The 20,200-nt window shown below is 68.9% G+C and carries 32 protein-coding genes; 29 read left to right on the top strand and 3 right to left on the bottom strand.

Translation table 11 applies throughout. The features are described from left to right. Position 1 precedes the first annotated feature (1 nt). The 28 genes from rplP (at position 2) to truA (ending at position 15,927) form a co-directional block, all read left to right on the top strand. A complete protein-coding gene (rplP, locus tag AB0M59_RS34460; protein WP_004558864.1) occupies positions 2 to 421 on the top strand; it encodes a 50S ribosomal protein L16 in 420 nt (139 codons plus the stop codon). After that, positions 421 to 666 carry a 50S ribosomal protein L29 gene (gene rpmC / locus AB0M59_RS34455; RefSeq protein WP_086675500.1) on the top strand — a complete coding sequence of 82 codons (246 nt, stop codon included), beginning with the start codon at positions 421 to 423 and terminating at the stop codon, positions 664 to 666. The genes rplP and rpmC overlap by 1 nt, the downstream gene beginning before the upstream one ends. After that, on the top strand, positions 663 to 941 hold the full coding sequence (gene rpsQ / locus AB0M59_RS34450; protein ID WP_013222609.1) for a 30S ribosomal protein S17: 279 nt from the start codon (positions 663 to 665) through the stop codon (positions 939 to 941). Before rpmC ends, rpsQ begins: the two co-directional genes overlap by 4 nt. A gap of 91 nt (positions 942 to 1,032) precedes the next feature. After that, positions 1,033 to 1,401: a 50S ribosomal protein L14 gene (rplN, locus tag AB0M59_RS34445; RefSeq protein ID WP_004558867.1), complete on the top strand. Its 369-nt coding sequence runs from the start codon at positions 1,033 to 1,035 to the stop codon at positions 1,399 to 1,401. Next, positions 1,401 to 1,715: a 50S ribosomal protein L24 gene (rplX, locus tag AB0M59_RS34440; RefSeq protein WP_364514468.1), complete on the top strand. Its 315-nt coding sequence runs from the start codon at positions 1,401 to 1,403 to the stop codon at positions 1,713 to 1,715. The genes rplN and rplX overlap by 1 nt, the downstream gene beginning before the upstream one ends. Further along, complete coding sequence (gene rplE / locus AB0M59_RS34435) at positions 1,715 to 2,278, top strand: 50S ribosomal protein L5 (protein WP_364623817.1); 564 nt, start codon at positions 1,715 to 1,717, stop codon at positions 2,276 to 2,278. Before rplX ends, rplE begins: the two co-directional genes overlap by 1 nt. A gap of 4 nt (positions 2,279 to 2,282) precedes the next feature. Continuing rightward, positions 2,283 to 2,468: a type Z 30S ribosomal protein S14 gene (locus AB0M59_RS34430; RefSeq protein WP_284745392.1), complete on the top strand. Its 186-nt coding sequence runs from the start codon at positions 2,283 to 2,285 to the stop codon at positions 2,466 to 2,468. An 89-nt stretch (positions 2,469 to 2,557) separates the two neighbouring features. Next, on the top strand, positions 2,558 to 2,956 hold the full coding sequence (rpsH, locus tag AB0M59_RS34425) for a 30S ribosomal protein S8 (RefSeq protein WP_364623815.1): 399 nt from the start codon (positions 2,558 to 2,560) through the stop codon (positions 2,954 to 2,956). A gap of 16 nt (positions 2,957 to 2,972) precedes the next feature. After that, positions 2,973 to 3,512 (top strand): 50S ribosomal protein L6, encoded by a 540-nt coding sequence (gene rplF, locus AB0M59_RS34420; protein ID WP_364623813.1) that lies wholly within the window; start codon positions 2,973 to 2,975, stop codon positions 3,510 to 3,512. Between the two features lie 2 nt (positions 3,513 to 3,514). Beyond that, positions 3,515 to 3,913, top strand: coding sequence for a 50S ribosomal protein L18 (gene rplR, locus AB0M59_RS34415; RefSeq protein ID WP_364623811.1), 399 nt, complete (start codon positions 3,515 to 3,517; stop codon positions 3,911 to 3,913). Positions 3,914 to 3,947: 34 nt separating this feature from the next. After that, complete coding sequence (gene rpsE, locus AB0M59_RS34410; protein WP_328445515.1) at positions 3,948 to 4,595, top strand: 30S ribosomal protein S5; 648 nt, start codon at positions 3,948 to 3,950, stop codon at positions 4,593 to 4,595. Between the two features lies 1 nt (position 4,596). Beyond that, complete coding sequence (gene rpmD / locus AB0M59_RS34405) at positions 4,597 to 4,782, top strand: 50S ribosomal protein L30 (RefSeq protein WP_155548877.1); 186 nt, start codon at positions 4,597 to 4,599, stop codon at positions 4,780 to 4,782. Beyond that, positions 4,779 to 5,225 (top strand): 50S ribosomal protein L15, encoded by a 447-nt coding sequence (gene rplO, locus AB0M59_RS34400; RefSeq protein ID WP_364623809.1) that lies wholly within the window; start codon positions 4,779 to 4,781, stop codon positions 5,223 to 5,225. The genes rpmD and rplO overlap by 4 nt, the downstream gene beginning before the upstream one ends. Before the next feature lie 99 nt (positions 5,226 to 5,324). Further along, complete coding sequence (locus AB0M59_RS34395) at positions 5,325 to 5,939, top strand: hypothetical protein (protein ID WP_364623808.1); 615 nt, start codon at positions 5,325 to 5,327, stop codon at positions 5,937 to 5,939. Between the two features lie 48 nt (positions 5,940 to 5,987). After that, positions 5,988 to 6,992 carry a hypothetical protein gene (locus AB0M59_RS34390; protein WP_364623806.1) on the top strand — a complete coding sequence of 335 codons (1,005 nt, stop codon included), beginning with the start codon at positions 5,988 to 5,990 and terminating at the stop codon, positions 6,990 to 6,992. A 31-nt stretch (positions 6,993 to 7,023) separates the two neighbouring features. Beyond that, entirely contained in the window at positions 7,024 to 7,653 is a 630-nt protein-coding gene (locus AB0M59_RS34385; protein WP_364623804.1) for a LysE family translocator, read from the top strand. 265 nt (positions 7,654 to 7,918) lie between these two features. Beyond that, complete coding sequence (gene secY, locus AB0M59_RS34380) at positions 7,919 to 9,226, top strand: preprotein translocase subunit SecY (RefSeq protein WP_364623802.1); 1,308 nt, start codon at positions 7,919 to 7,921, stop codon at positions 9,224 to 9,226. After that, on the top strand, positions 9,223 to 9,777 hold the full coding sequence (locus AB0M59_RS34375) for an adenylate kinase (RefSeq protein WP_364623800.1): 555 nt from the start codon (positions 9,223 to 9,225) through the stop codon (positions 9,775 to 9,777). Before secY ends, AB0M59_RS34375 begins: the two co-directional genes overlap by 4 nt. Positions 9,778 to 9,821: 44 nt before the next feature. Beyond that, complete coding sequence (gene map / locus AB0M59_RS34370) at positions 9,822 to 10,598, top strand: type I methionyl aminopeptidase (protein ID WP_364623798.1); 777 nt, start codon at positions 9,822 to 9,824, stop codon at positions 10,596 to 10,598. Between the two features lie 296 nt (positions 10,599 to 10,894). Beyond that, positions 10,895 to 11,116 carry a translation initiation factor IF-1 gene (gene infA / locus AB0M59_RS34365; RefSeq protein WP_004558881.1) on the top strand — a complete coding sequence of 74 codons (222 nt, stop codon included), beginning with the start codon at positions 10,895 to 10,897 and terminating at the stop codon, positions 11,114 to 11,116. 33 nt (positions 11,117 to 11,149) lie between these two features. After that, positions 11,150 to 11,263 (top strand): 50S ribosomal protein L36, encoded by a 114-nt coding sequence (gene rpmJ / locus AB0M59_RS34360; protein WP_004558882.1) that lies wholly within the window; start codon positions 11,150 to 11,152, stop codon positions 11,261 to 11,263. Between the two features lie 205 nt (positions 11,264 to 11,468). Continuing rightward, complete coding sequence (gene rpsM, locus AB0M59_RS34355; RefSeq protein WP_004558883.1) at positions 11,469 to 11,849, top strand: 30S ribosomal protein S13; 381 nt, start codon at positions 11,469 to 11,471, stop codon at positions 11,847 to 11,849. Then, positions 11,846 to 12,031 carry a hypothetical protein gene (locus AB0M59_RS34350; RefSeq protein ID WP_086681363.1) on the top strand — a complete coding sequence of 62 codons (186 nt, stop codon included), beginning with the start codon at positions 11,846 to 11,848 and terminating at the stop codon, positions 12,029 to 12,031. The genes rpsM and AB0M59_RS34350 overlap by 4 nt, the downstream gene beginning before the upstream one ends. A gap of 18 nt (positions 12,032 to 12,049) precedes the next feature. After that, positions 12,050 to 12,457 (top strand): 30S ribosomal protein S11, encoded by a 408-nt coding sequence (gene rpsK / locus AB0M59_RS34345; protein ID WP_004558885.1) that lies wholly within the window; start codon positions 12,050 to 12,052, stop codon positions 12,455 to 12,457. A 23-nt stretch (positions 12,458 to 12,480) separates the two neighbouring features. Then, the gene (gene rpsD, locus AB0M59_RS34340; RefSeq protein ID WP_364623796.1) at positions 12,481 to 13,086 is read left to right on the top strand and encodes a 30S ribosomal protein S4; all 606 of its coding nucleotides are present in this window, start codon (positions 12,481 to 12,483) and stop codon (positions 13,084 to 13,086) included. Between the two features lie 148 nt (positions 13,087 to 13,234). Next, entirely contained in the window at positions 13,235 to 14,308 is a 1,074-nt protein-coding gene (locus tag AB0M59_RS34335; protein WP_364623794.1) for a DNA-directed RNA polymerase subunit alpha, read from the top strand. A gap of 42 nt (positions 14,309 to 14,350) precedes the next feature. Next, the gene (gene rplQ, locus AB0M59_RS34330) at positions 14,351 to 15,022 is read left to right on the top strand and encodes a 50S ribosomal protein L17 (protein ID WP_364623792.1); all 672 of its coding nucleotides are present in this window, start codon (positions 14,351 to 14,353) and stop codon (positions 15,020 to 15,022) included. 65 nt (positions 15,023 to 15,087) lie between these two features. After that, entirely contained in the window at positions 15,088 to 15,927 is an 840-nt protein-coding gene (gene truA / locus AB0M59_RS34325; RefSeq protein ID WP_364623877.1) for a tRNA pseudouridine(38-40) synthase TruA, read from the top strand. 46 nt (positions 15,928 to 15,973) lie between these two features. On the opposite strand, the gene AB0M59_RS34320 is transcribed toward truA, so the two are convergent. From AB0M59_RS34320 to AB0M59_RS34310, 3 genes are read right to left on the bottom strand one after another with little or no spacing between them, the layout of a single operon-like run. Continuing rightward, positions 15,974 to 16,693: a hypothetical protein gene (locus AB0M59_RS34320; RefSeq protein ID WP_364623790.1), complete on the bottom strand. Its 720-nt coding sequence runs from the start codon at positions 16,691 to 16,693 to the stop codon at positions 15,974 to 15,976. Beyond that, a complete protein-coding gene (gene eccE, locus AB0M59_RS34315) occupies positions 16,690 to 17,925 on the bottom strand; it encodes a type VII secretion protein EccE (RefSeq protein ID WP_364623788.1) in 1,236 nt (411 codons plus the stop codon). Before eccE ends, AB0M59_RS34320 begins: the two co-directional genes overlap by 4 nt. Further along, positions 17,889 to 18,257, bottom strand: coding sequence for a hypothetical protein (locus AB0M59_RS34310; protein ID WP_364623786.1), 369 nt, complete (start codon positions 18,255 to 18,257; stop codon positions 17,889 to 17,891). The genes eccE and AB0M59_RS34310 overlap by 37 nt, the downstream gene beginning before the upstream one ends. A 251-nt stretch (positions 18,258 to 18,508) precedes the next feature. Between AB0M59_RS34310 and eccB the strand changes: the two genes are divergently transcribed. Beyond that, positions 18,509 to 20,149, top strand: coding sequence for a type VII secretion protein EccB (gene eccB, locus AB0M59_RS34305; RefSeq protein ID WP_364623784.1), 1,641 nt, complete (start codon positions 18,509 to 18,511; stop codon positions 20,147 to 20,149). The last annotated feature ends 51 nt before the right edge of the window (positions 20,150 to 20,200 follow it).

Raw genomic sequence — 20,200 nt, 5'->3', positions numbered from 1 at the left:
CGTGCTCATCCCGCGCAGGGTCAAGCACCGGAAGCAGCACTCCCCGAAGCGCCACGGCGCCGCCAAGGGTGGCACGAAGGTCAGCTTCGGCGAGTACGGCATCCAGGCGCTTGAGCACAGCTACGTGACGAACCGGCAGATCGAGTCCGCTCGTATCGCCATGACCCGTCACATCAAGCGTGGTGGCAAGGTGTGGACGACCATCTACCCGGACCGCCCGCTGACCAAGAAGCCGGCCGAGACCCGCATGGGTTCCGGCAAGGGTTCGCCCGAGTGGTGGATCGCCAACGTGAAGCCGGGTCGCGTGATGTTCGAGATCAGCTTCCCGAACGAGGAGACCGCCCGTGAGGCGCTCCGCCGTGCGATCCACAAGCTGCCCATGAAGTGCCGCATCGTGACCCGTGAAGGTGGTGAGTTCTGATGGCGAACGCAGGTGCTTTGGCATCGGAGCTGCGTGAGCTCACCGCGGAAGAGCTCGTCCTGCGTCTGAAGGAATACAAGGAGGAGCTCTTCAACCTCCGCTTCCAGATGGCGACCGGGCAGCTCGACAACAACCGCCGCCTGCGCACCGTCCGCACGGACATCGCGCGGATCTACACGGTCATGCGCGAGCGCGAACTCGGCCTGTCCGTTGCCCCCGACGCCGAGAGTGAAGGTGCCGCATGAGCGAGCCCACCACCGAGACGCCGGCCCGGAACGACCGCAAGGTCCGCGAGGGCTACGTCGTCTCGGACAAGATGAACAAGACGATCGTGGTCGAGCTCGAGGACCGCAAGAAGCACCCCCGTTACTCGAAGGTCGTTCGCAGCACCACCAAGGTCAAGGTGCACGACGAGAACAACGAGGCGGGCGTGGGCGACCGGGTCACCCTGATGGAGACCCGCCCGCTGTCGGCGACGAAGCGGTGGCGCCTGGTGCAGATCGTGGAGAAGGCCAAGTAAGCAGGGCTCTTCGGAGTTCTTAGTTCCGCAAGGCTCGCCACGGTGAATCCTCACCAGCGGGCGAGAACCGGCGCGACATACAGGAGTTGACGTGATCCAGCAGGAGTCGCGGCTTCGGGTAGCCGACAACACGGGTGCGAAGGAAATCCTCTGCATCCGCGTTCTCGGTGGTTCCGGGCGGCGCTACGCCGGCATCGGTGACATCATCGTCGCCACCGTGAAGGACGCCATCCCGGCTGCCGGGGTGAAGAAGGGCGATGTCGTCAAGGCCGTCATCGTCCGCACGGTCAAGGAGCGTCGTCGTCCGGACGGTTCCTACATCCGGTTCGACGAGAACGCCGCCGTGCTCATCAAGAACGACAACGAGCCCCGGGGCACCCGCATCTTCGGCCCGGTGGGCCGCGAGCTGCGCGACCGAAAGTTCATGAAGATCATTTCGCTCGCGCCGGAGGTGCTGTGATGAAGGTGAAGAAGGGCGACACGGTCGTCGTCATCGCCGGCAAGGACAAGGGCGCCAAGGGCAAGGTCATCCAGGCTTACCCCGAGCGCGACCGCGTGCTGGTCGAGGGCGTGAACCGGATCAAGAAGCACACGCGGATCACCCAGACCCAGCGCGGTGCGCAGTCCGGTGGCATCGTCACGCAGGAGGCCCCGATCCACGTCTCGAACGTGATGGTGGTCGACTCGGACGGCAAGCCGTCGCGGGTGGGTTACCGCTTCGGCGAGGACGGCAAGAAGGTCCGGGTTTCGCGCCGGAACGGTAAGGACATCTGATGACCACCGCAGAGAAGGTCGCGCCGCGCCTCAAGGTGCGCTACCGCGAAGAGATCAAGGGCCAGCTGCAGGCGGAGTTCTCCTTCGCCAACGTCCACCAGATCCCGGGCGTGGTGAAGGTCGTCGTGAACATGGGCGTCGGTGACGCCGCCCGCGACAGCAAGCTGATCGAGGGTGCGGTCAAGGACCTCGCCCTGATCACCGGCCAGAAGCCCGAGGTTCGCAAGGCCCGCAAGTCCATCGCGCAGTTCAAGCTGCGCGAGGGCCAGCCGATCGGTGCGCGCGTCACGCTGCGCGGCGACCGGATGTGGGAGTTCCTCGACCGGTTGCTGACCATCGCGCTGCCGCGTATCCGCGACTTCCGCGGGCTTTCGCCGAAGCAGTTCGACGGCCACGGCAACTACACCTTCGGTCTCAACGAGCAGTCGATGTTCCACGAGATCGACCCTGACGCCATCGACCGCCCGCGCGGCATGGACGTCACCGTCGTCACGACCGCCACGAACGACGACGAGGGCCGGGCGCTGCTGCGCAAGCTCGGCTTCCCGTTCAAGGAGAACTGAGCCGATGGCCAAGAAAGCACTGGTCCACAAGGCCGCGAAGAAGCCGAAGTTCGCCGTTCGCGGCTACACCCGCTGCCAGCGGTGCGGCCGCCCGCACGCCGTGTTCCGCAAGTTCGGGCTCTGCCGGATCTGCCTTCGCGAGATGGCGCACGCGGGCGAGCTGCCCGGCGTCCGCAAGTCCAGCTGGTAAGAGCTTTTTTCTAAAACTCCACTTCGCCACAGGCCCCGCCCCCTCTTTACGGGGTGGGGAACCAGGGCGAGAAAGGTTGACAGGTCACCATGACGATGACCGACCCCATCGCAGACTTCTTGACGCGTCTGCGTAACGCGAACTCGGCGTACCACGACGAGGTCAAGCTTCCGCACTCGAAGCTCAAGGCGAACATCGCCGAGATCCTCAAGCGCGAGGGCTACATCGCGAGCTACCGCGACGAGCCGGGCGAAAAGCACAAGAACCTCGTCGTCGAACTCAAGTACGGCCCCAACCGTGAGCGGAGCATCGCCGGCCTGCGGCGCGTCTCCAAGCCCGGTCTGCGGGTCTACGCAAAATCGACCGAACTGCCGTCCGTTCTCGGAGGGCTGGGCATCGCGATCATCTCGACGTCCGGCGGCCTCCAGACCGACCGGCAGGCCAAGCGAAACAGCGTGGGCGGCGAAGTCCTCGCCTACGTCTGGTAAGGAAGGGGGCACAGACATGTCACGCATCGGAAAGCTGCCGGTCGCCGTCCCCTCCGGGGTCGAGGTGACCATCGACGGTCAGCACATCAGCGTCAAGGGCCCCAAGGGGACCCTGGAGCACACCATCGCCGAGCCGATTTCGGTCGTGCGCGACGATGACGGCACTCTGCTGGTCAAGCGCCCGGACGACGAGCGCACCAGCAAGGCTCTGCACGGCCTCACCCGCACCCTGGTGAACAACCTGGTCGTGGGTGTGACCGCGGGCTACGAGAAGAAGCTCGAGATTCACGGTGTCGGTTACCGCGTGCAGGCCAAGGGCTCGGACCTCGAGTTCGCCCTCGGCTACAGCCACCCGGTGAAGATCGAGGCTCCGGAAGGCATCACCTTCAAGGTGGAGACCCCGACCCGGTTCTCGGTCTCCGGTATCGACAAGCAGAAGGTCGGCCAGATCTCGGCCGTCATCCGCAAGCTGCGGCGCCCGGACCCGTACAAGGGCAAGGGGCTGCGGTACGAGGGTGAGAAGATCCGCCGCAAGGTCGGAAAGACGGGTAAGTGATCATGAGCGACACGACTACGAAGCGCAAGCCGGTGGGCACGGACATCTCGACCCGCCGCCGCGTCGCGAAGGCCCGTCGGCACTTCCGCCTTCGCAAGAAGGTCTCGGGCACGGACCAGCGTCCGCGCCTGGTCGTCAAGCGGTCCTCGCGGCACATCGCCGTGCAGGTCATCGACGACCTGGTCGGCCACACGCTGGCGTCGGCGTCCACCCTCGAGGCGGACGTCCGGGCGCTGGACGGCGACAAGAAGGCCAAGGCCGCCAAGGTCGGGGAACTGGTCGCGGCCCGTGCCAAGAACGCCGGGATCTCGGCTGTGGTGTTCGACCGTGGGGGCAACGCCTACCACGGCCGCATCGCCGCGCTCGCCGACGCCGCCCGTGAGGCGGGGTTGGAGTTCTGACGATGCAGAAGCTTGTTAACGGAAGGAAAGCCTGATGCCGGGACGTACACGGCAATTCGGCGGCGGACAGGGCGGACCCGGCGGCCAGGGCGGCAACGACCGCAATGACCGTCGCGGTGGCGGCCGGGACCGGCGCGACAGCGGCCGTGGCGGGGCCGGCCAGGACAAGACCCCGCACCTCGAGAAGGTCGTGACGATCAACCGCGTCGCCAAGGTCGTCAAGGGTGGTCGTCGCTTCAGCTTCACCGCTCTGGTGGTCGTCGGTGACGGCGACGGTCAGGTCGGCGTCGGCTACGGCAAGGCCAAGGAAGTTCCCGCGGCGATCGCCAAGGGCGTCGAGGAAGCGAAGAAGAACTTCTTCCGCGTTCCGCGCGTCGGCGGCACCATCCCCCACCCGATCACGGGTGAGGCGTCCGCCGGTGTCGTGCTGCTCCGCCCGGCGTCCGCCGGTACCGGCGTCATCGCCGGTGGCCCGGTGCGCGCGGTGCTGGAGTGCGCGGGCGTCCACGACGTGCTGTCGAAGTCGCTCGGCTCCGACAACGCGATCAACATCGTGCACGCGACCGTGGCGGCCCTGAAGGGCCTGCAGCGTCCCGAAGAGGTCGCGGCCCGCCGCGGTCTCCCGCTCGAGGACGTCGCGCCGGCCCGGATGCTGCGCCAGCGCGCGGGCCAGGGGGTCTGACATGGCTGAGCTCAAGGTCACCCAGGTCAAGAGCAAGATCGGCACGAAGCACGCTCACCGCGAGTCGCTGCGCACCCTCGGGCTGCGCAAGATCCGCCAGAGCGTCGTGCGTGAAGACACCCCCCAGGTGCGCGGCCTGATCCACACCGTCCGCCACCTGGTGGAGGTCGAGGAGGTCAAGGCATGACGGCCATCAAGATCCACCACCTGCGCCCGGCTCCGGGCTCGAAGCGCGAGAAGATGCGCGTCGGCCGTGGTGAGGGTTCGAAGGGCAAGACCGCCGGTCGCGGTACGAAGGGCACCAAGGCCCGGAAGAACGTGCCCGCCGGGTTCGAGGGTGGGCAGATGCCCATCCACATGCGGCTCCCGAAGCTTCGCGGCTTCAAGAACCGCTTCCGCACCGAGTACCAGCCGGTGAACGTGGGCGACATCGCCCGCCTCTTCCCGGACGGTGGCAAGGTCGGTGCCGAGGAGCTCACCTCCGCGGGTCTCGTCCGCAAGGGCAAGCTCGTCAAGGTGCTCGGCAACGGTGACGTCAACGGCGTCAAGCTCGACGTGACCGCCGACGGTTTCTCCGGCTCCGCCAAGGAGAAGCTCGAAGCGGCCGGTGGCTCCGCCACCACCAACTGAGCTGATTCTCGTCCGAAGGCCCGTCTGGTTCGCCAGGCGGGCCTTCGGCGTTCCCGGGTTCGCTTGTGGCGGCCGCGCTACGGCGGAAGGATCAGCGGGATGGACGTCACCCCTCCGGCGGCTCGCCGGACTCCGGTCTTCCTCACTCCCGCGCTGGTGACGGTCGCCCTCGCGTTGACGGTCTTCGGGACGTTCCTGCCGTTCTTCACCACCGAGCAGCCGCTGGGGCTGGAACCGTCCGGGGTCGCGCGGACGATCCAGCGGGCCTGGCGGATCGACTTCTCGTTCCCGGGCCAGGGGGAGCTCAGCTCGCCCTCCGTCCCGCTCGGGTTCCCGCTGCTGCTGGCGAGCGCGATCCTCCTGGCCGCGGCGGTCCTCGGCACCCGCCAGGCGGTGACCGGCCGGCCGTCCGCGGCCGCGCGGCGGACGACGCTGGCGGGAGCGGCGTTCCTGGCGGGAGCGGTCTGCACGATCGGCATGCAGGGCGCGCGCAACCTCTTCTACGACGGGGCACCCCAGCTGCAGACGACGGCCATGGCGGGCATGTGGGTGCTCGTGGCAGCCGTCCTGGCCGCGGCGGCGGCGACGGCGCTGAGCCACCGCAGGTTCGCGGAGGGCCGCCCGGAGTGGGCGGACCCGGCTGTCGCGTTCGCGGACACCACGACGCCGCCGTCGGGTGTCGTGATCACGGTGCTGCCCCCGGAAGACGACTGACCGGACAGGCTCCTTGCCGCGGCGCGGATCCGGACGGAGGATCACAGGGTGGACAGACCGTCGCAGAAGCCGCCCGAGCGGCCCGGCCCGCCATCCGAGGCGGGTGAGTCGCCGTTGAGCTTCCCGGTCGAGGCCCCGAAGCCGCCGCTCGACTTCCCGGCGGAGGTCGCGCCGCCCGCGGTCACGGCAACAGCAGGCCCGCTTGCTCCGGCGGATGCGGCATCGCCCCCACCGAATCCCCTGGCCTTCCCGGCGGAAGCCACACCGCCTGCTGACGCCCCGCTCTTCGCGGCCGCGGCGCCCGCCGATCCGTTCGCTTTCCCCGCGCAGGCACCCCCTCCGCCCGAGCAGCTGCCGTTCCCGGTGGCCGAACTGCCCGGCTCGGTCACCGCCGTCCCGCCGCCGGCCCCGCCAGCCGAGCCCGCACCGGTCCCGGTCACCGCCGCCGAAACCCCCGCCGGAGGGCTCCTGCGCTTCCTCCCACCCGTCCTCACCGCCGTCGCCGCGCTGATGACCGTCGGTGGCTGCTTCCTCCCGCTCTTCCGGCTGCAAGAGCACGTCAGCGTCCACCAAGGGTTCTTCGAAGCCCAGCTCACCGTCACCCAAAACGCCTGGGGCAGCCGTACCGAGATTCCCGGGCAGGACGCCGCCGACCAGGGGGGCGCGCCGGTCGGCATCCCGCTGATCCTCGCCGTCATCGTGCTGGCCGCCGCCGCTTTCACGGCCTTCTCGTGGCGGCAACGCGGCCTCGGGCGGTGGCTGATCGCCGCGGGTGCGCTCTTCAGCGCGGGTGTGGTCACCACCGTCGGCATGAGCGGGCTCGGTTGGTCCGCCATGGCGGAGGGCCTGGACCTCGAAGTCATCACCGAGGCCGGCATGTGGCTGCTGATCGGCGCCACCGTCCTGGCCGGCGTCGCGGCCGTGCTCGCCTACCTGCCCGCCTGGCGGCGCACCGGCGACGACTGGGCCGACCCCACGCTCGCCTACGCCGACACCCCGACCCCGCCCACCGGCGTCGCCATCACGGTCCTGCCGCCGGAAGAACCCGGATAACCCGCTCGCCACCGGCGTTACCGTGAGAACCATGACGTGGCTGCTGGTCTTCTTCGGGGCTTCCGTGCTCATCGCGCTTACGCCAGGGGCGAACAACCTGCTCGGCCTCCACCACGGGATGACGCACGGTGTTCGCCGCGGCCTCGCCGGGCTGGCCGGCCGGCTGACCGCGTTCACCCTGTTGATCACCGCCGTGGCGGCCGGGCTGGGGCAGCTGCTGGCCGCGTCCGAGACCGCCCTCACGATCATCAAGTGGGCCGGCGCGGCCTACCTGCTCTACCTCGGCGTGCGGATCCTCTGGTCCACCATCCGGCACAAAGACGACGAGACCGGCACCGCACCGAAGGCCGAACCGGCGACGGCGTGGCGCGTCGCGCGCAAGGAGTTCGGCGTCGCGATCACCAACCCGAAGGCGATCCTCATCTTCACCGCGTTCGTCCCGCAGTTCATCGACGCAGGTCACGGGCCCTTTTCGGCGCAGATTGCGCTGCTGGGCGCGGTGTACCTGCTGGCCGAGTTCCTGGCCGGCTCGGTGTACGTCGGGGTCGGCGCCGCGGTGAAGTCGATCGAGCTCACGCGGCGGGCCCGGCGCAACGTCGACCGCGGCACCGGCGTGGTCCTCGTCGGCCTCGCCGGGGTGCTCGCGACATCGACGGCTTGACCCGATCTTGCCCTCGTGTGTCAAGGAATACGGCCAAGACGGCGATGTGGATCAACCCGCCGGAGCAACCTTGGTACGGAAAACGCACACGGACTGCGGACACGCCCTGTGAAGCTGTTAGAGTCGGCGACACGCTTCGGGACGAGTGTGCCCCGAAGCGTTCCTGGCTTGCGTGCCAGTAGTGCTGTGTGTTCCCGCCGGCCACCGTGCCGGCCAAGCCGATCGTCGGTTGAGGACGGCCGACGACGCCGAGGAGGTCCCCCGCGTGTTCAGCGCCTTCCGCTCGGCTCTCGCGACGCCGGATCTACGCAAGAAGATCCTGTTCACGCTAGCCATCGTCGCGGTCTACCGAATCGGTGCGACCATTCCGGCACCCGGGATCTCCTACGGGGCGGTACAGGCCTGTAGTTCCCAGGCGCAGCAGGAAGGCGTCTACCAGCTGCTGAACCTGTTCAGCGGCGGTGCGCTGCTGCAGCTGTCGCTCTTCTCGACCGGGATCATGCCGTACATCACGGCGAGCATCATCATCCAGCTGCTGACCGTGGTCATCCCGCGGTTCGAGGAGCTGAAGAAGGAAGGCCAGTCCGGCCAGGGCAAGCTGACCCAGTACACCCGGTACCTGACGGTCGCGCTGGCGATCCTGCAGGCCACCGGCGTGGTCGCGCTCGCGGACCGCAAGCAGCTCTTCCCGGACTGCGACCAGCCGATCATCCCGGACAACAGCGTCTACTCGCTCGCCATCATCGTCATCACCATGACCGCGGGCACCGCCGTCATGATGTGGCTGGGCGAGCTGATCACCGAACGCGGTGTCGGCAACGGCATGTCCGTCCTGATCTTCCTGAACATCGCCGCGCGCATCCCGGTCGAGGGCGGCAACATCCTCAGCAACGGCGGTGGCGTCGCGCTGACGATGATCTGCGTCTTCGGCCTCGTGATCATCGCGAGCGTCATCTTCGTCGAGCAGGGGCAGCGCCGGATCCCGGTGCAGTACGCCAAGCGCATGATCGGCCGCCGGATGTACGGCGGCACGTCGACCTACCTGCCGATCAAGGTGAACCAGGCCGGCGTCATCCCGGTCATCTTCGCGTCGTCCCTGCTGTACCTGCCGGACCTGATCAGCCGCCTCGTCGGCGACCAGAACAGCAACTCCGGCTGGCAGGTCTTCATCAAGAACTACGTCGTGAACCAGTCCAGCTGGGTGCACATCGCGCTGTACTTCGCGCTGATCATCTTCTTCACGTACTTCTACATCACCATCACGTTCAACGTGGACGAGCGCGCGGACGAGATGAAGAAGTTCGGTGGCTTCATCCCGGGCATCCGCCCGGGCCGCCCCACCGCCGAGTACTTGAGCTTCGTGCTCGGCCGGATCACCCTTCCGGGTTCGCTGTACCTGGGCATCATCGCGATTCTTCCGAACTTCTTCCTGTCGGTGACCGGTAGCGGGAACAACCAGAACTTCCCGTTCGGTGGCACGGCTGTGCTGATCATGGTCGGTGTCGGGCTCGACACCGTGAAGCAGATCGAAAGCCAGCTGATGCAGCGCAACTACGAAGGGTTCTTGAAGTGACGCGGCTGGTTCTCGTCGGTCCGCCAGGCGCGGGCAAAGGTACGCAAGCGGAGGCTCTGTCGGAGCAGCTGCGCGTCCCGCACATCTCCACAGGTGAACTGTTCCGCGCGCACGTCGGCCAGGAGACCCCGCTGGGTCAGGAAGCCAAGCGCTACCTGGACTCGGGCGAGCTCGTGCCCGACTCGGTGACGAACGAAATGGTCCGCGAGCGGCTGGCCGAGCCGGACGCGAAGGCCGGCTTCCTGCTCGACGGCTTCCCCCGCAACACCAAGCAGGCCGAGGTCCTCGGCGAGATCCTCGGCGACGCCGACGTCTCGCTCGACGCGGTGATCCAGCTGCAGGTGCCGGAGGACGTCGTCGTCGGACGCCTCATGTCCCGCGGCCGCGCGGACGACACCGAAGAGGTCATCCGCCGCCGTCAGCAGATCTACGTGTCCGACACCGCGCCGCTGCTGGAGTACTACGCCGGCATCCTGGTGACTGTCGACGGCGTCGGCAGCGTCGAGGAGATCTCCGGCCGGGTGCTGAAAGCACTGCGCGACCGCACGTGAATCTCGGAGGGTTGCGTGTTCTGCAAGTGCTCCGCCGTGGGCGCATGATCGAGGTCAAGACCCCGGACGAGCTGCAGGCGATGCGGGCCGCGGGGCTCGTCGTCGCCCGCACGCTGGCGGCGGTCCGCGCCACCGCGAAACCGGGCGTCAGCACGGCCGAGCTCGACGAGCTGGCCGAGCAGACGATCCGGGACGCCGGTGCGGTGCCGTCCTTCAAGGGCTACCACGGCTTCCCCGCGTCGATCTGCGCGTCGGTGAACGACCAGATCGTCCACGGCATCCCGGCGAAGACCCAGGTGCTGGCCGACGGCGACATCATCTCCGTCGACTGCGGGGCGATCCTCGACGGCTGGCACGGCGACTCCGCCGTCACGCTGGCCATCGGCGACGTCTCCGACGCCGACTTGGCGCTGTCCGCGGCGACCGAAGCGGCGATGTGGGCCGGCATCGAGGCGGTCAACGCCGGCGGCCGGTTGACCGACATCTCCTACGCCGTCCAGTCGGCCGCCGAACGCGCGGGCCGCGACGACGGCATCGAGTACGGGATGATCGTCGAGTACGGCGGGCACGGCATCGGGCGCCAGATGCACATGGACCCGTTCCTGCCGAACATCGGCAAGCCGGGCAAGGGCCCGCGGCTGAAGCCCGGCATGGCGCTGGCGATCGAGCCGATGCTGACCGGCGGCGGCGGGGAAACCCGCGAGCTGGACGACGGCTGGACGGTCGTCACGGCCGACGGCTCCCGCGCGGCCCACTGGGAGCACACGGTGGCGATCACCGAAGAGGGCCCGTGGGTCCTCACCGCTCCCGAAGAGGCCTGACCTGCGCTTTCACCCTTCCGTGGTGATCGAGGTCACGTGCACCTGCGCATTCCCCTAGCATGATTACCCCCGGTTTGGGGGTCGCGACACGACCTGCGTACACTGTCAAGTCGGCGCACTTATCGCGCCCGGATCCTGCGCGCTCGTGAAGTCACGATCTAGGGAGCCGGGCACCAGTGTGCCACGCAACACCCGACCCAGCACTAGTGCTCGAGTTGATCACGGGTGTGGCGACAGACGCTGCTGACAACGGCAGTGTCCGACAAGGCAGTGCGCGACGAGGAAATGCGGAGGACATGGCGAAGAAAGACGGGGCCATCGAGGTCGAAGGCCGCGTAGTCGAGCCGCTCCCCAACGCGATGTTCCGCGTCGAGTTGGAGAACGGTCACAAGGTCCTGGCACACATCAGCGGCAAGATGCGGCAGCACTACATCCGCATCCTGCCCGAGGACAGGGTTGTCGTGGAGCTCTCGCCCTACGACCTCTCTCGTGGTCGCATCGTCTACCGCTACAAGTGATCACGAAGAGCAGCTAACAGGAGAGCAGAAGACGTGAAGGTCCAGCCGAGCGTCAAGAAGATCTGCGACAAGTGCAAGGTGATCCGCCGTCACGGCCGGATCATGGTGATCTGCGAGAACCTGCGGCACAAGCAGCGGCAGGGCTGATCACTCGCACTCGACCAGAGTGGATTGACGGCTACACACCCTCCCCGCACCTGCCGGGCCACGCGAGTGGCCCGGTTCACCCCCGGACTTCAGGCCGGGGCCGGGACACCCGAAGCGCAAGCAGAGGGCACGACAGGCGAGTCGGTCCCGGAACCGGACGGGGAGCAGACCTGAAGATGAATTCAATGAAGGAGCATCAACGCCAATGGCACGACTCGCTGGCGTAGACCTCCCCCGCGAAAAGCGGTTGGAGATCGCGCTTACGTACATCTACGGCATCGGCCGTACCCGCTCGAAGCAGCTCATCAAGGCTGCCGAGCTCAACGCGGACACTCGCGTCAAAGACCTCAGCGATGACGACCTCGCGAAACTGCGTACGTACATCGAAGAGAACTTCAAGGTCGAGGGTGACCTTCGCCGCGAGGTGAACGCCGACATCCGTCGGAAGATCGAGATCGGGTGCTACGAGGGCCTTCGCTGGCGCCGCGGACTTCCCGTCCGTGGTCAGCGCACGAAGACCAACGCCCGTACCCGCAAGGGTCCGAAGAAGACGGTCGCCGGCAAGAAGAAGGCTGGCAAGAAGTGAGCGTCCAGGGCAAGAAGGTCGTGCAGATGGGCGGCGTCCAGCGCCGTGGCACGGCCTGCGTTTCGCCCAAGGCGCTCTACGCCCGCCCGATGGCGCTCCGCAACCTGTACACCGACGCCGGTTCGATCATCCGGCGCGGACAGGCCGAAGCGGTCGCCGCTCACCAAGAGAACGCGCGCTAACAGGAGAACCCTCAAAACATGCCACCGAAGTCTCGTACTGCGGCCGGGGCCAAGAAGGTCCGCCGCAAGGAAAAGAAGAATGTCGCGCACGGTCACGCGCACATCAAGAGCACCTTCAACAACACCATCGTCTCGATCACGGACCCGACCGGTGCCGTGATCGCGTGGGCGTCGAGTGGGCACGTGGGCTTCAAGGGCTCGCGCAAGTCCACCCCGTTCGCCGCGCAGATGGCCGCCGAGAACGCCGCCCGCAAGGCTGCCGAGCACGGCATGAAGAAGGTCGACGTCTTCGTGAAGGGCCCGGGTTCGGGCCGCGAGACGGCGATCCGCTCGCTGCAGGCGGCCGGCCTCGAGGTCGGCACCATCCAGGACGTGACCCCGCAGCCTCACAACGGCTGCCGCCCGCCCAAGCGGCGCCGGGTCTGAGGAACGGGGAGGAGTAAGAAGAAATGGCTCGTTACACCGGCCCCGCGACGCGTATTTCGCGTCGCCTCAAGGTTGACCTCATCGGCGGCGACCAGGCTTTCGAGCGTCGCCCCTACCCGCCGGGCCAGCACGGCCGCGGGCGCATCAAGGAGTCCGAGTACCTCCTGCAGTCGCAGGAGAAGCAGAAGGCTCGCTACACCTACGGCGTTCTCGAGCGTCAGTTCGTCCGGTACTACAAGGAAGCCGTCCGGCGTCCCGGCAAGACCGGTGAGAACCTGCTGCAGATCCTCGAGTCCCGCCTGGACAACGTGATCTACCGCGCCGGCATCGCCCGCACCCGCCGTCAGGCGCGTCAGCTGGTGAGCCACGGCCACTTCCTGGTCAACGGCGTCAAGGTCAACGTCCCGTCCTACCAGGTCTCGAAGTGGGACATCATCGACGTGCGGCCGAAGTCGTTCTCGATGCTGCCCCTGGTCGTGGCCAAGGAGTCCTACGGCGACCGCCCGATCCCGGCGTGGCTGCAGGTCGTCCAGTCCAACCTCCGCGTGCTGGTCCACCAGCTGCCGGAGCGCGCGCAGATCGACGTTCCGGTTCAGGAACAGCTGATCGTCGAGCTTTACTCCAAGTAGTTTTTGGGGTCAGTTCTGGGGCTCGCCCCAGAAAAGGAGTAAGTCCGGCCCCGGTCGGACAAGGGCGGCGGCGCAACAGGTGCGCCGCCGCCTCGCCACCCCTTTCGGCGTCATATGGCGGTCGCCGTTTGGAAAGGAATTAGGAAGAATGCTGATTTCCCAGCGGCCGGCTCTCGGCGAAGAGACGGTCAACGAGACCCGCTCCCGGTTCACCATCGAACCGCTGGAGCCCGGCTTCGGCTACACGCTCGGCAACTCGCTGCGTCGCACGCTGCTGTCGTCCATCCCGGGCGCGGCCGTGACGAGCATCCGCATCGACGGCGTGCTGCACGAGTTCACCACGGTCCCGGGGGTGAAGGAAGACGTCACCGACATCATCCTGAACCTCAAGGAGCTCGTGGTGTCCTCGGAAGAGGACGAGCCGGTCACCATGTACCTGCGCAAGCAGGGCCCCGGTGAGGTCACCGCCGCTGACATCGTGCCCCCGGCCGGCGTCACCGTGCACAACCCGGACCTGCACATCGCGTCGCTGAACGGCAAGGGCAAGCTCGAGATCGAGCTCGTCGTCGAGCGCGGCCGCGGGTACGTTCCGGCCCTGCAGAACAAGCAGGCGGGCGCGGAGATCGGCCGGATCCCGGTCGACTCGATCTACTCACCGGTGCTGAAGGTGACGTACAAGGTCGAGGCCACCCGTGTCGAGCAGCGCACCGACTTCGACAAGCTGATCCTGGACGTCGAGACCAAGCCGTCGATCACGCCGCGCGACGCGGTCGCGTCGGCCGGCAAGACGCTGGTGGAGCTGTTCGGTCTCGCCCGCGAGCTGAACGTCGACGCCGAGGGCATCGAGATCGGCCCGTCGCCGCAGGAGGCGGACACCATCGCCGCCTACGCGATGCCGATCGAGGACCTGGACCTCACCGTCCGGTCGTACAACTGCCTCAAGCGCGAGGGCATCCACACGGTGGGCGAGCTGGTCTCGCGCAGCGAGGCGGACCTGCTCGACATCCGCAACTTCGGCGCCAAGTCGATCGACGAGGTCAAGCTCAAGCTCGTCGGCCTCGGCCTCGCGCTGAAGGACAGCCCGCCCGGGTTCGACCCGACCGCGGCTGCCGCCAGCTACGACGGTGAAGGCTGGTCGGAGGGTGTCGGTGGCATCGCCGACGGGATTTCGGACGGCCACCACGACGATGGCCAGGACTACGCAGAGACCGAGCAGCTCTAGGCCTTCGCCCGGACGCTGTGAGCTGAACTAGTAGGAGAACCAATGCCCACCCCTACCAAGGGAGCCCGGCTCGGCGGGTCGTCCGCGCACGAGCGGCTGATCCTGGCCAACTTGGCCACGCAGCTGTTCGAGCACGGCAAGATCACGACGACCGAGGCGAAGGCGAAGCGGGTCCGTCCGCTGGCCGAGAAGCTGATCTCGAAGGCGAAGCGGGGCGACCTGCACAACCGCCGTCAGGTTCAGCGCGTCGTCCGTGACAAGGACGTCGTCCACAAGCTGTTCGCCGAGATCGGTCCGCACTTCGCGGAGCGTCCGGGCGGCTACACGCGGATCACCAAGACGATGCCGCGCAAGGGCGACAACGCCAAGATGGCGGTCATCGAGCTGGTGAACGAGAAGACCGTGACGAGCGAGGCCGAGCGCGCGCGCAAGACCAAGTTCGCCAAGGACGAGAAGCCGGCTGCCGTCGAGGCCCCGGCCGCCGAGGAAGCCGCTTCGGAGGCTCCCTACGGCGAGGGCAGCCACGCCGCGCTCGAGGACGGGACGCAGCCCGAGGGCTTCCCGATCAAGGGCAACGACGAGTCGAAGTACTACCACACCGAGGAAAGCCCGTACTACGAGCAGACCAAGGCCGAGGTGTGGTTCGCCTCCGCAGAGGCTGCCGAAGCCGCGGGCTTCTCGCTGCCGCCGTCGCAGCAGGACGACGAGTCCTGACGACGGAAGCCGTTCCGAACGAGCCCGCCACTCCCCCCGGGGAGGGCGGGCTCGTTCGTCTGCGCCTGGACGTTTCCTACGACGGCACGGACTTCTCGGGCTGGGCCCGCCAGCCGTCGCGCCGCACGGTCCAGGGGGTCCTGGAAGAGGCGTTGCACCGGCAGCCGCCGGGGGCTTCGGTGCCCAAGTCGGTGGTCGTCGCGGGCCGCACGGACGCCGGGGTGCACGCGACGGGCCAGGTGGTGCACGTCGACGTCATGCCGCTTTCGGAGCCTTCGGGCCGGATCCCGGTCTCGGCTCTCGGCGTGCCGGACCTGACCCGGATGACGGGCCGCTGGAACCGCCTCCTGCCGGGTGACGTCCGGGTGCTGGGCGCCCGGGTGGCCCCCGATGGCTTCGACGCGCGGTTCTCGGCGATCCGCCGCCACTACCGCTACCGTGTGTCCGACGCCCCGTGGGGCGTGGACCCGTTGCGCCGCAACGACACGCTGGCCTGGAACCGTCCACTCTCGACGGACGCGATGAACGCGGCGGCAGCGTCCCTGCTGGGCCTGCAGGACTTCGCGGCGTACTGCAAGCAGCGCGACACGGGCACGACGATCCGCGAGCTGCAGCGCCTGGAGTGGCGGCGGGTGGACGAGCACCTGCTGGAGGTGTCGGTCTCGGCGGACGCGTTCTGCCACTCGATGGTCCGCAGCCTGGTAGGGGCGTTGCTCCTGGTGGGCGACGGCCGCCGCGCCCGCGACTGGCCGGAGCAGGTCCTGGCGAGCGGAGTCCGCGACAGCGCGGTGGCCCCCGCGCACGGGCTCACGTTGACCGCGGTGGACTACCCACCGGACGCCGAACTCGCGGCCCGCGCCGAGCAGACGCGCAACGTCCGCACCTCGCCCGCCGGTCGTGAGTGAGAAACAGGGTTAGAACACTGTTTCTCACTCACGAGGGGCTGGGAGGTCAGTCGCCGCGGCGGACCGGGCCGAGCAGCTGCTGCTCCTTGCCCGTCGTCACCAGCCGCAGCGGCCGCCACAGGTTGCGGCCCAGGGCCACCACCTGGTCGTCCTTCAGCATCGTCAGCTGGCGCATCATCTGCGGCGGCAGGTTCCAGATGCGGCCCGCCAGCTCGGCCTGGCCGGCCGGGAGACGCTGCATCAGCACCAGGTCCGCGGCATTCGCCGTCACGCCCGCCTGGGGGTGCAGGTACGGCAGCACGTACACCGTCGTCTGCCACGGCGACCGCGGCGGGAACAGGTCCTGCGGGGTCGGGCCGCCGTCGGTCACCACGAGCAGCGGCGCGTCCTCCGACGGCCGCGGCAGCTCGACCGGCGACAACCGCCTGATCTGCACCAGTGGCGACGGACGGCCGTCGCCACTGCCGGCGGCCCGGGACAGCACCTGCCACTCGGTCGGGCGCCCGGTCGCGACCACGACCCACGCGCCGACCGCCATCGCGCGCATGGCGACCTGGCGGGCCAGGTACAGCCCGCCCACCAGCACGATGCGGGTCGGCGTCGAGCGCAGCGCCGAGATCGTCAGCGGCTCGCCCTTCAGGCCCGAGCCGAGCACGATGCCACCGCGGTCGCCGGAGGGACTGACCGCGTCGAGCATCGCGGGATCGACGGTGAACTCCGGCGCCACACCGGTGTTCTGCCCGGCGTCGCGGACACGCGAGCTCATGCTGTTCCTCCAATGGGCAGCGTCGCGGCGAACGCGGAGACCTGCAGCCCCCGCAGCGGCGTCAGGTTCACGTCCAGCCGCTCGGCCAGCCCCTGCAGCCGCTGGTCGGCGGCGTCGAGCTCACGCGGGTTGCGCGCGCTCAGCCGGACCACGCCGCGCAGCCCGATCTTGCCTTCGTCGGACGCCGGGGAGATCGACATCGCGAGCGTCGACGAGAGCGCGCGGACGCTCGTCAGCGCGTTCAAGCTGCCGGCGATCTTGCCCTTCGGCCAGCCGGTGATCGCGTAGCTCGCGTGGCCGATGCCGGCCGCGGTCACGCCGGACCAGCGCTCCTGTAGCGTCACCTTGGTCGGCGAGCCGGCGACGGACGTCAGCTCCGCGGCCGAAATGCTCGCGCGCAGCAGCTCGTCCGGGTCGAGCGGCCGGGTCGGCACGCCCTGCGACTCGAGCGCGTTGCGGACCCGCGAAAGCGCACCGATCAGCGCGCGGTGGGCGCCGACGACGCCGCCGCCGCGTTCCCGGATCGCCGCCGGGCAGCGCCTCGGGTCCAGCCGGATCGCGACCCACGTCGTCCGCCGCGCCGCCGCGGGCAGCGGCCCGAGCACCTCCATGTAGGAGCTCAGCGCGGGCGAATCCGCCGGCAGCGCCGCACTGCCCGGGTAGCAGTGCCAGATCATCTGGATGGAGTCGAGGACCACGCCGCGGTCTTCGAGGGTCGGCGCGAGCGCCGACAGCGGCAGGCTCGGCGCGCCACCGGCCTGGGTGATCAGCGCCGGCGTCGGCTCGACGAGCAGCACCGCCGTCCAGGTGCCGTCGTTCCAGGCGAGCCCGACCTGCTGGCGTTCGTGGTCGACGCCGTGCGCCACGACGAGGTCCGGCACGGCGATGCGGAGCAGGTTGACGCGGGCGTCGTCCGGGCCGGTCACCGCGGTCTCTTCGGCGGCCAGTTCCTCGACCGTGCTCGGCGGCAGCGGCTCCGCGACACGGTCGTGCGAACGGAAGGAGTAGCGCATCGTCAGCCCGATCCACTGGGTGAACCAGCGGCCGCGCCAGCGCAGCAGCGCGAAGATGAGGGCGAAGCCGACGACGCCGATCGCGACGTACTTCGTCGACATGTCGATGGCGAGCAGCACGAGCCCGACCGCGAGACCGACCTCGAGCACGACGAGGTTCGCCACGGGGAGCGGGCCGAGGTTCACGCCGGAGGAGCGGCGCCGCGCGGGGGGCGCCATCCGCACGGGGGCGGGCGGGGGAGTCGAGGGACCGCTGTCGTCGGGTCCCTGGGGGCCGCCGGGACCACCGGGCCCACCAGGTCCACCGGGACCGCCGCCACCGGGACCGCCAGGTCCACCGGGGCCACCAGGACCGCCGCCACCGGGCCCACCGGGGCCACCAGGTCCGCCGGGACCGCCGCCACCGGGACCGCCAGGTCCACCGGGACGTCCACCGGGCCCGGGTCCCTGAGGACCACCTGGGCCGCGCGGGGGCATGCCGGGGCCACCACCGGGTCCGCCGGGAACGCCACCAGGGCCGCCCGGCACTGCTCCCGGACCGCCGGGGCCACCGGGTCTCCCGGGCCGCGGCGGCGGGCCGGGCGGGCGGCCGGAAGGCGGGGGCCCGGGCGGGCCAGGCGGACGTGGAGGAGTGGTGACGGACATCCGCGCTTTCTCTTCCCCTCGGTGCTTGCTGCGTACCCGGAAGCCGGGTCCCGGGGAATCCGACCCTAGCCGGAGTTGGTAGAAACCCCACACCAGACGGTCCCCGTACGGCTATCCTGCGGAACCGTACCGCGACGGGGAGAGCTGTAGGTCGAGAATGCCATCAACACCCACGACTAAGTCTCAGGTCCAGGCGTACAAGTTCGTCCTGCGCCGGATGCAGTCGGCGCTGGTCCGGCGTGACGCCGTGATGTTGCACGACCCGATGCGCACCCACACGAGGGCCACGATCGTGGGAGTGGTGCTCGGCGCCCTCGGCATGATCGTGTTCGTCGTCTGGGGGCTGCTCAGCCCGGCCCCGTCGGTCCCGGAGGCCGGCGGGATCGTGATCGGCGAGCAGTCGGGCACGGTCTACGTGGTGATGGGGAACCCGAAGATGCTCGTCCCGACGTTCAACCTCGCGTCGGCGCGGCTTTTGTTGCTGGCGCAGCAGAAGAATTCGAGCACGGGCAGCACGGGCGCCGCGCCGGCGGCCGCCGCCCCGGCCGCGGCGAGCACCGAGAGTGTGAAGAATCCCACGGTCGTTTCCGACGAGCAGCTGAAGGACATCCCGCGCGGAAAGCTGACCGGAATCCCGGACGGACCGCAGCTGATCCCGACGGACGCCCAGCGGATCACCCCCAACTGGGCGGTGTGCGACCAGGTCCTGCTCGATCCGACGCAGCCGAACCCGGACATCGGCAAGACCGAAACCTCCGTCTTCGGCGGCGTCGCCCCGAGCGCTCTCGGCACCGAGCTGGGGGAGAAGGAGGCATTGCTGGCGGCGGCGGACAACGGCAAGACGTACCTGATCTACCGCCTGCCGAGCACGCAGAACCGCCCGAACGCCAACACCGTCCGCGCCGAAATCGACACCAGCGACTCGCACAACGCGGTCTCGACGGCCTTGCAGCTGCTGAACCAGAAGCCGCGCAAGATCACGCAGGGCCTGCTGAACGCGATCCCCGAGGTCCCGCGCCTGACCCCGCCGGTGATCCCGGACGGCGCGCCCCCGGCCGACCTCGACGGGCTGAGCGCGGGCGACGTCTTCTCCACGCAGCCCACGGGTGAGCAGCCGCAGTACTGGGCCATCACCACGGCCGGCATCCAGCAGGTCTCGCAGGCGGTCGCCGACGTCATGCGCGTCGCGAAGCACGGCAGCGCGAGCGAGCTGCGGAAGCTCGGCCTCGACAAGCTGTCCGGCATCCGCGTGCTGCGGGCCGGTGACCCCGACTACATCGAGGTCGACGACTTCCCGCGGTCGGTCCCGACGGTCCTCGACGCCACCAAGAACTCGGCGGTCTCCTGCCTCGGCTGGTCCGTGGTCGGCGACGGCGACAACCGCGACGCCCACACGTCGGTCTACATCGACACCCAGCTGCCGGGCCAGAACAGCCACGGCGCCAAGTTCGCCACCACCAAGGTCACCACGCCGGGCCCGAACCGCGTGCCGATCAACGGTTTCTACCTCCAGCCCGGCTTCGGCGCGGTGGTGCAGTCCGCCACCGGCAAGGCCAGCTTCGGCAAGGGCGCGATCCAGCTGATCTCCGACCGCGGCATCCGCTACAGCGTCCCGGACGCCGCGACCGCGGACGCGATCGGCTTGAACAACCGGCAGCCCGCGCCGGAGTCGATCATCGGCCTGCTGCCGACCGGCGCTTCGCTGAACACCCAGGACGTGCTCAAGCAGTTCGACTCGGTGCCGATCGACCCGAACGCCGGCTCGTTCCCGAGCCAGACTCCGCAGACGGGCGGCTGAGGGGGAACCACCGGGCGGCGGCGGACGTCACACGCCCGATGGATCTTCTGG

Origin of the sequence: Amycolatopsis sp. NPDC051371, assembly GCF_040682155.1 — a bacterium.
Classification (GTDB): domain Bacteria; phylum Actinomycetota; class Actinomycetes; order Mycobacteriales; family Pseudonocardiaceae; genus Amycolatopsis.
This window is presented reverse-complemented; position numbering and strand designations above follow the sequence as displayed.

Bases quoted from the DNA above. Each gene is read 5' to 3' on its own strand.
- rpmC (WP_086675500.1), top strand. From the start codon at position 421: ATGGCGAACGCAGGTGCTTTGGCATCGGAGCTGCGTGAGCTCACCGCG.
- rpsQ (WP_013222609.1), top strand. From the start codon at position 663: ATGAGCGAGCCCACCACCGAGACGCCGGCCCGGAACGACCGCAAGGTC.
- rplX (WP_364514468.1), top strand. From the start codon at position 1,401: ATGAAGGTGAAGAAGGGCGACACGGTCGTCGTCATCGCCGGCAAGGAC.
- rplE (WP_364623817.1), top strand. From the start codon at position 1,715: ATGACCACCGCAGAGAAGGTCGCGCCGCGCCTCAAGGTGCGCTACCGC.
- AB0M59_RS34430 (WP_284745392.1), top strand. From the start codon at position 2,283: ATGGCCAAGAAAGCACTGGTCCACAAGGCCGCGAAGAAGCCGAAGTTC.
- rpsH (WP_364623815.1), top strand. From the start codon at position 2,558: ATGACGATGACCGACCCCATCGCAGACTTCTTGACGCGTCTGCGTAAC.
- rplF (WP_364623813.1), top strand. From the start codon at position 2,973: ATGTCACGCATCGGAAAGCTGCCGGTCGCCGTCCCCTCCGGGGTCGAG.
- rplR (WP_364623811.1), top strand. From the start codon at position 3,515: ATGAGCGACACGACTACGAAGCGCAAGCCGGTGGGCACGGACATCTCG.
- rpsE (WP_328445515.1), top strand. From the start codon at position 3,948: ATGCCGGGACGTACACGGCAATTCGGCGGCGGACAGGGCGGACCCGGC.
- rpmD (WP_155548877.1), top strand. From the start codon at position 4,597: ATGGCTGAGCTCAAGGTCACCCAGGTCAAGAGCAAGATCGGCACGAAG.
- rplO (WP_364623809.1), top strand. From the start codon at position 4,779: ATGACGGCCATCAAGATCCACCACCTGCGCCCGGCTCCGGGCTCGAAG.
- AB0M59_RS34395 (WP_364623808.1), top strand. From the start codon at position 5,325: ATGGACGTCACCCCTCCGGCGGCTCGCCGGACTCCGGTCTTCCTCACT.
- AB0M59_RS34385 (WP_364623804.1), top strand. From the start codon at position 7,024: ATGACGTGGCTGCTGGTCTTCTTCGGGGCTTCCGTGCTCATCGCGCTT.
- map (WP_364623798.1), top strand. From the start codon at position 9,822: ATGATCGAGGTCAAGACCCCGGACGAGCTGCAGGCGATGCGGGCCGCG.
- infA (WP_004558881.1), top strand. From the start codon at position 10,895: ATGGCGAAGAAAGACGGGGCCATCGAGGTCGAAGGCCGCGTAGTCGAG.
- rpsM (WP_004558883.1), top strand. From the start codon at position 11,469: ATGGCACGACTCGCTGGCGTAGACCTCCCCCGCGAAAAGCGGTTGGAG.
- rpsK (WP_004558885.1), top strand. From the start codon at position 12,050: ATGCCACCGAAGTCTCGTACTGCGGCCGGGGCCAAGAAGGTCCGCCGC.
- rpsD (WP_364623796.1), top strand. From the start codon at position 12,481: ATGGCTCGTTACACCGGCCCCGCGACGCGTATTTCGCGTCGCCTCAAG.
- AB0M59_RS34335 (WP_364623794.1), top strand. From the start codon at position 13,235: ATGCTGATTTCCCAGCGGCCGGCTCTCGGCGAAGAGACGGTCAACGAG.
- rplQ (WP_364623792.1), top strand. From the start codon at position 14,351: ATGCCCACCCCTACCAAGGGAGCCCGGCTCGGCGGGTCGTCCGCGCAC.
- AB0M59_RS34320 (WP_364623790.1), bottom strand. From the start codon at position 16,693: ATGAGCTCGCGTGTCCGCGACGCCGGGCAGAACACCGGTGTGGCGCCG.
- eccE (WP_364623788.1), bottom strand. From the start codon at position 17,925: ATGGCGCCCCCCGCGCGGCGCCGCTCCTCCGGCGTGAACCTCGGCCCG.
- eccB (WP_364623784.1), top strand. From the start codon at position 18,509: ATGCCATCAACACCCACGACTAAGTCTCAGGTCCAGGCGTACAAGTTC.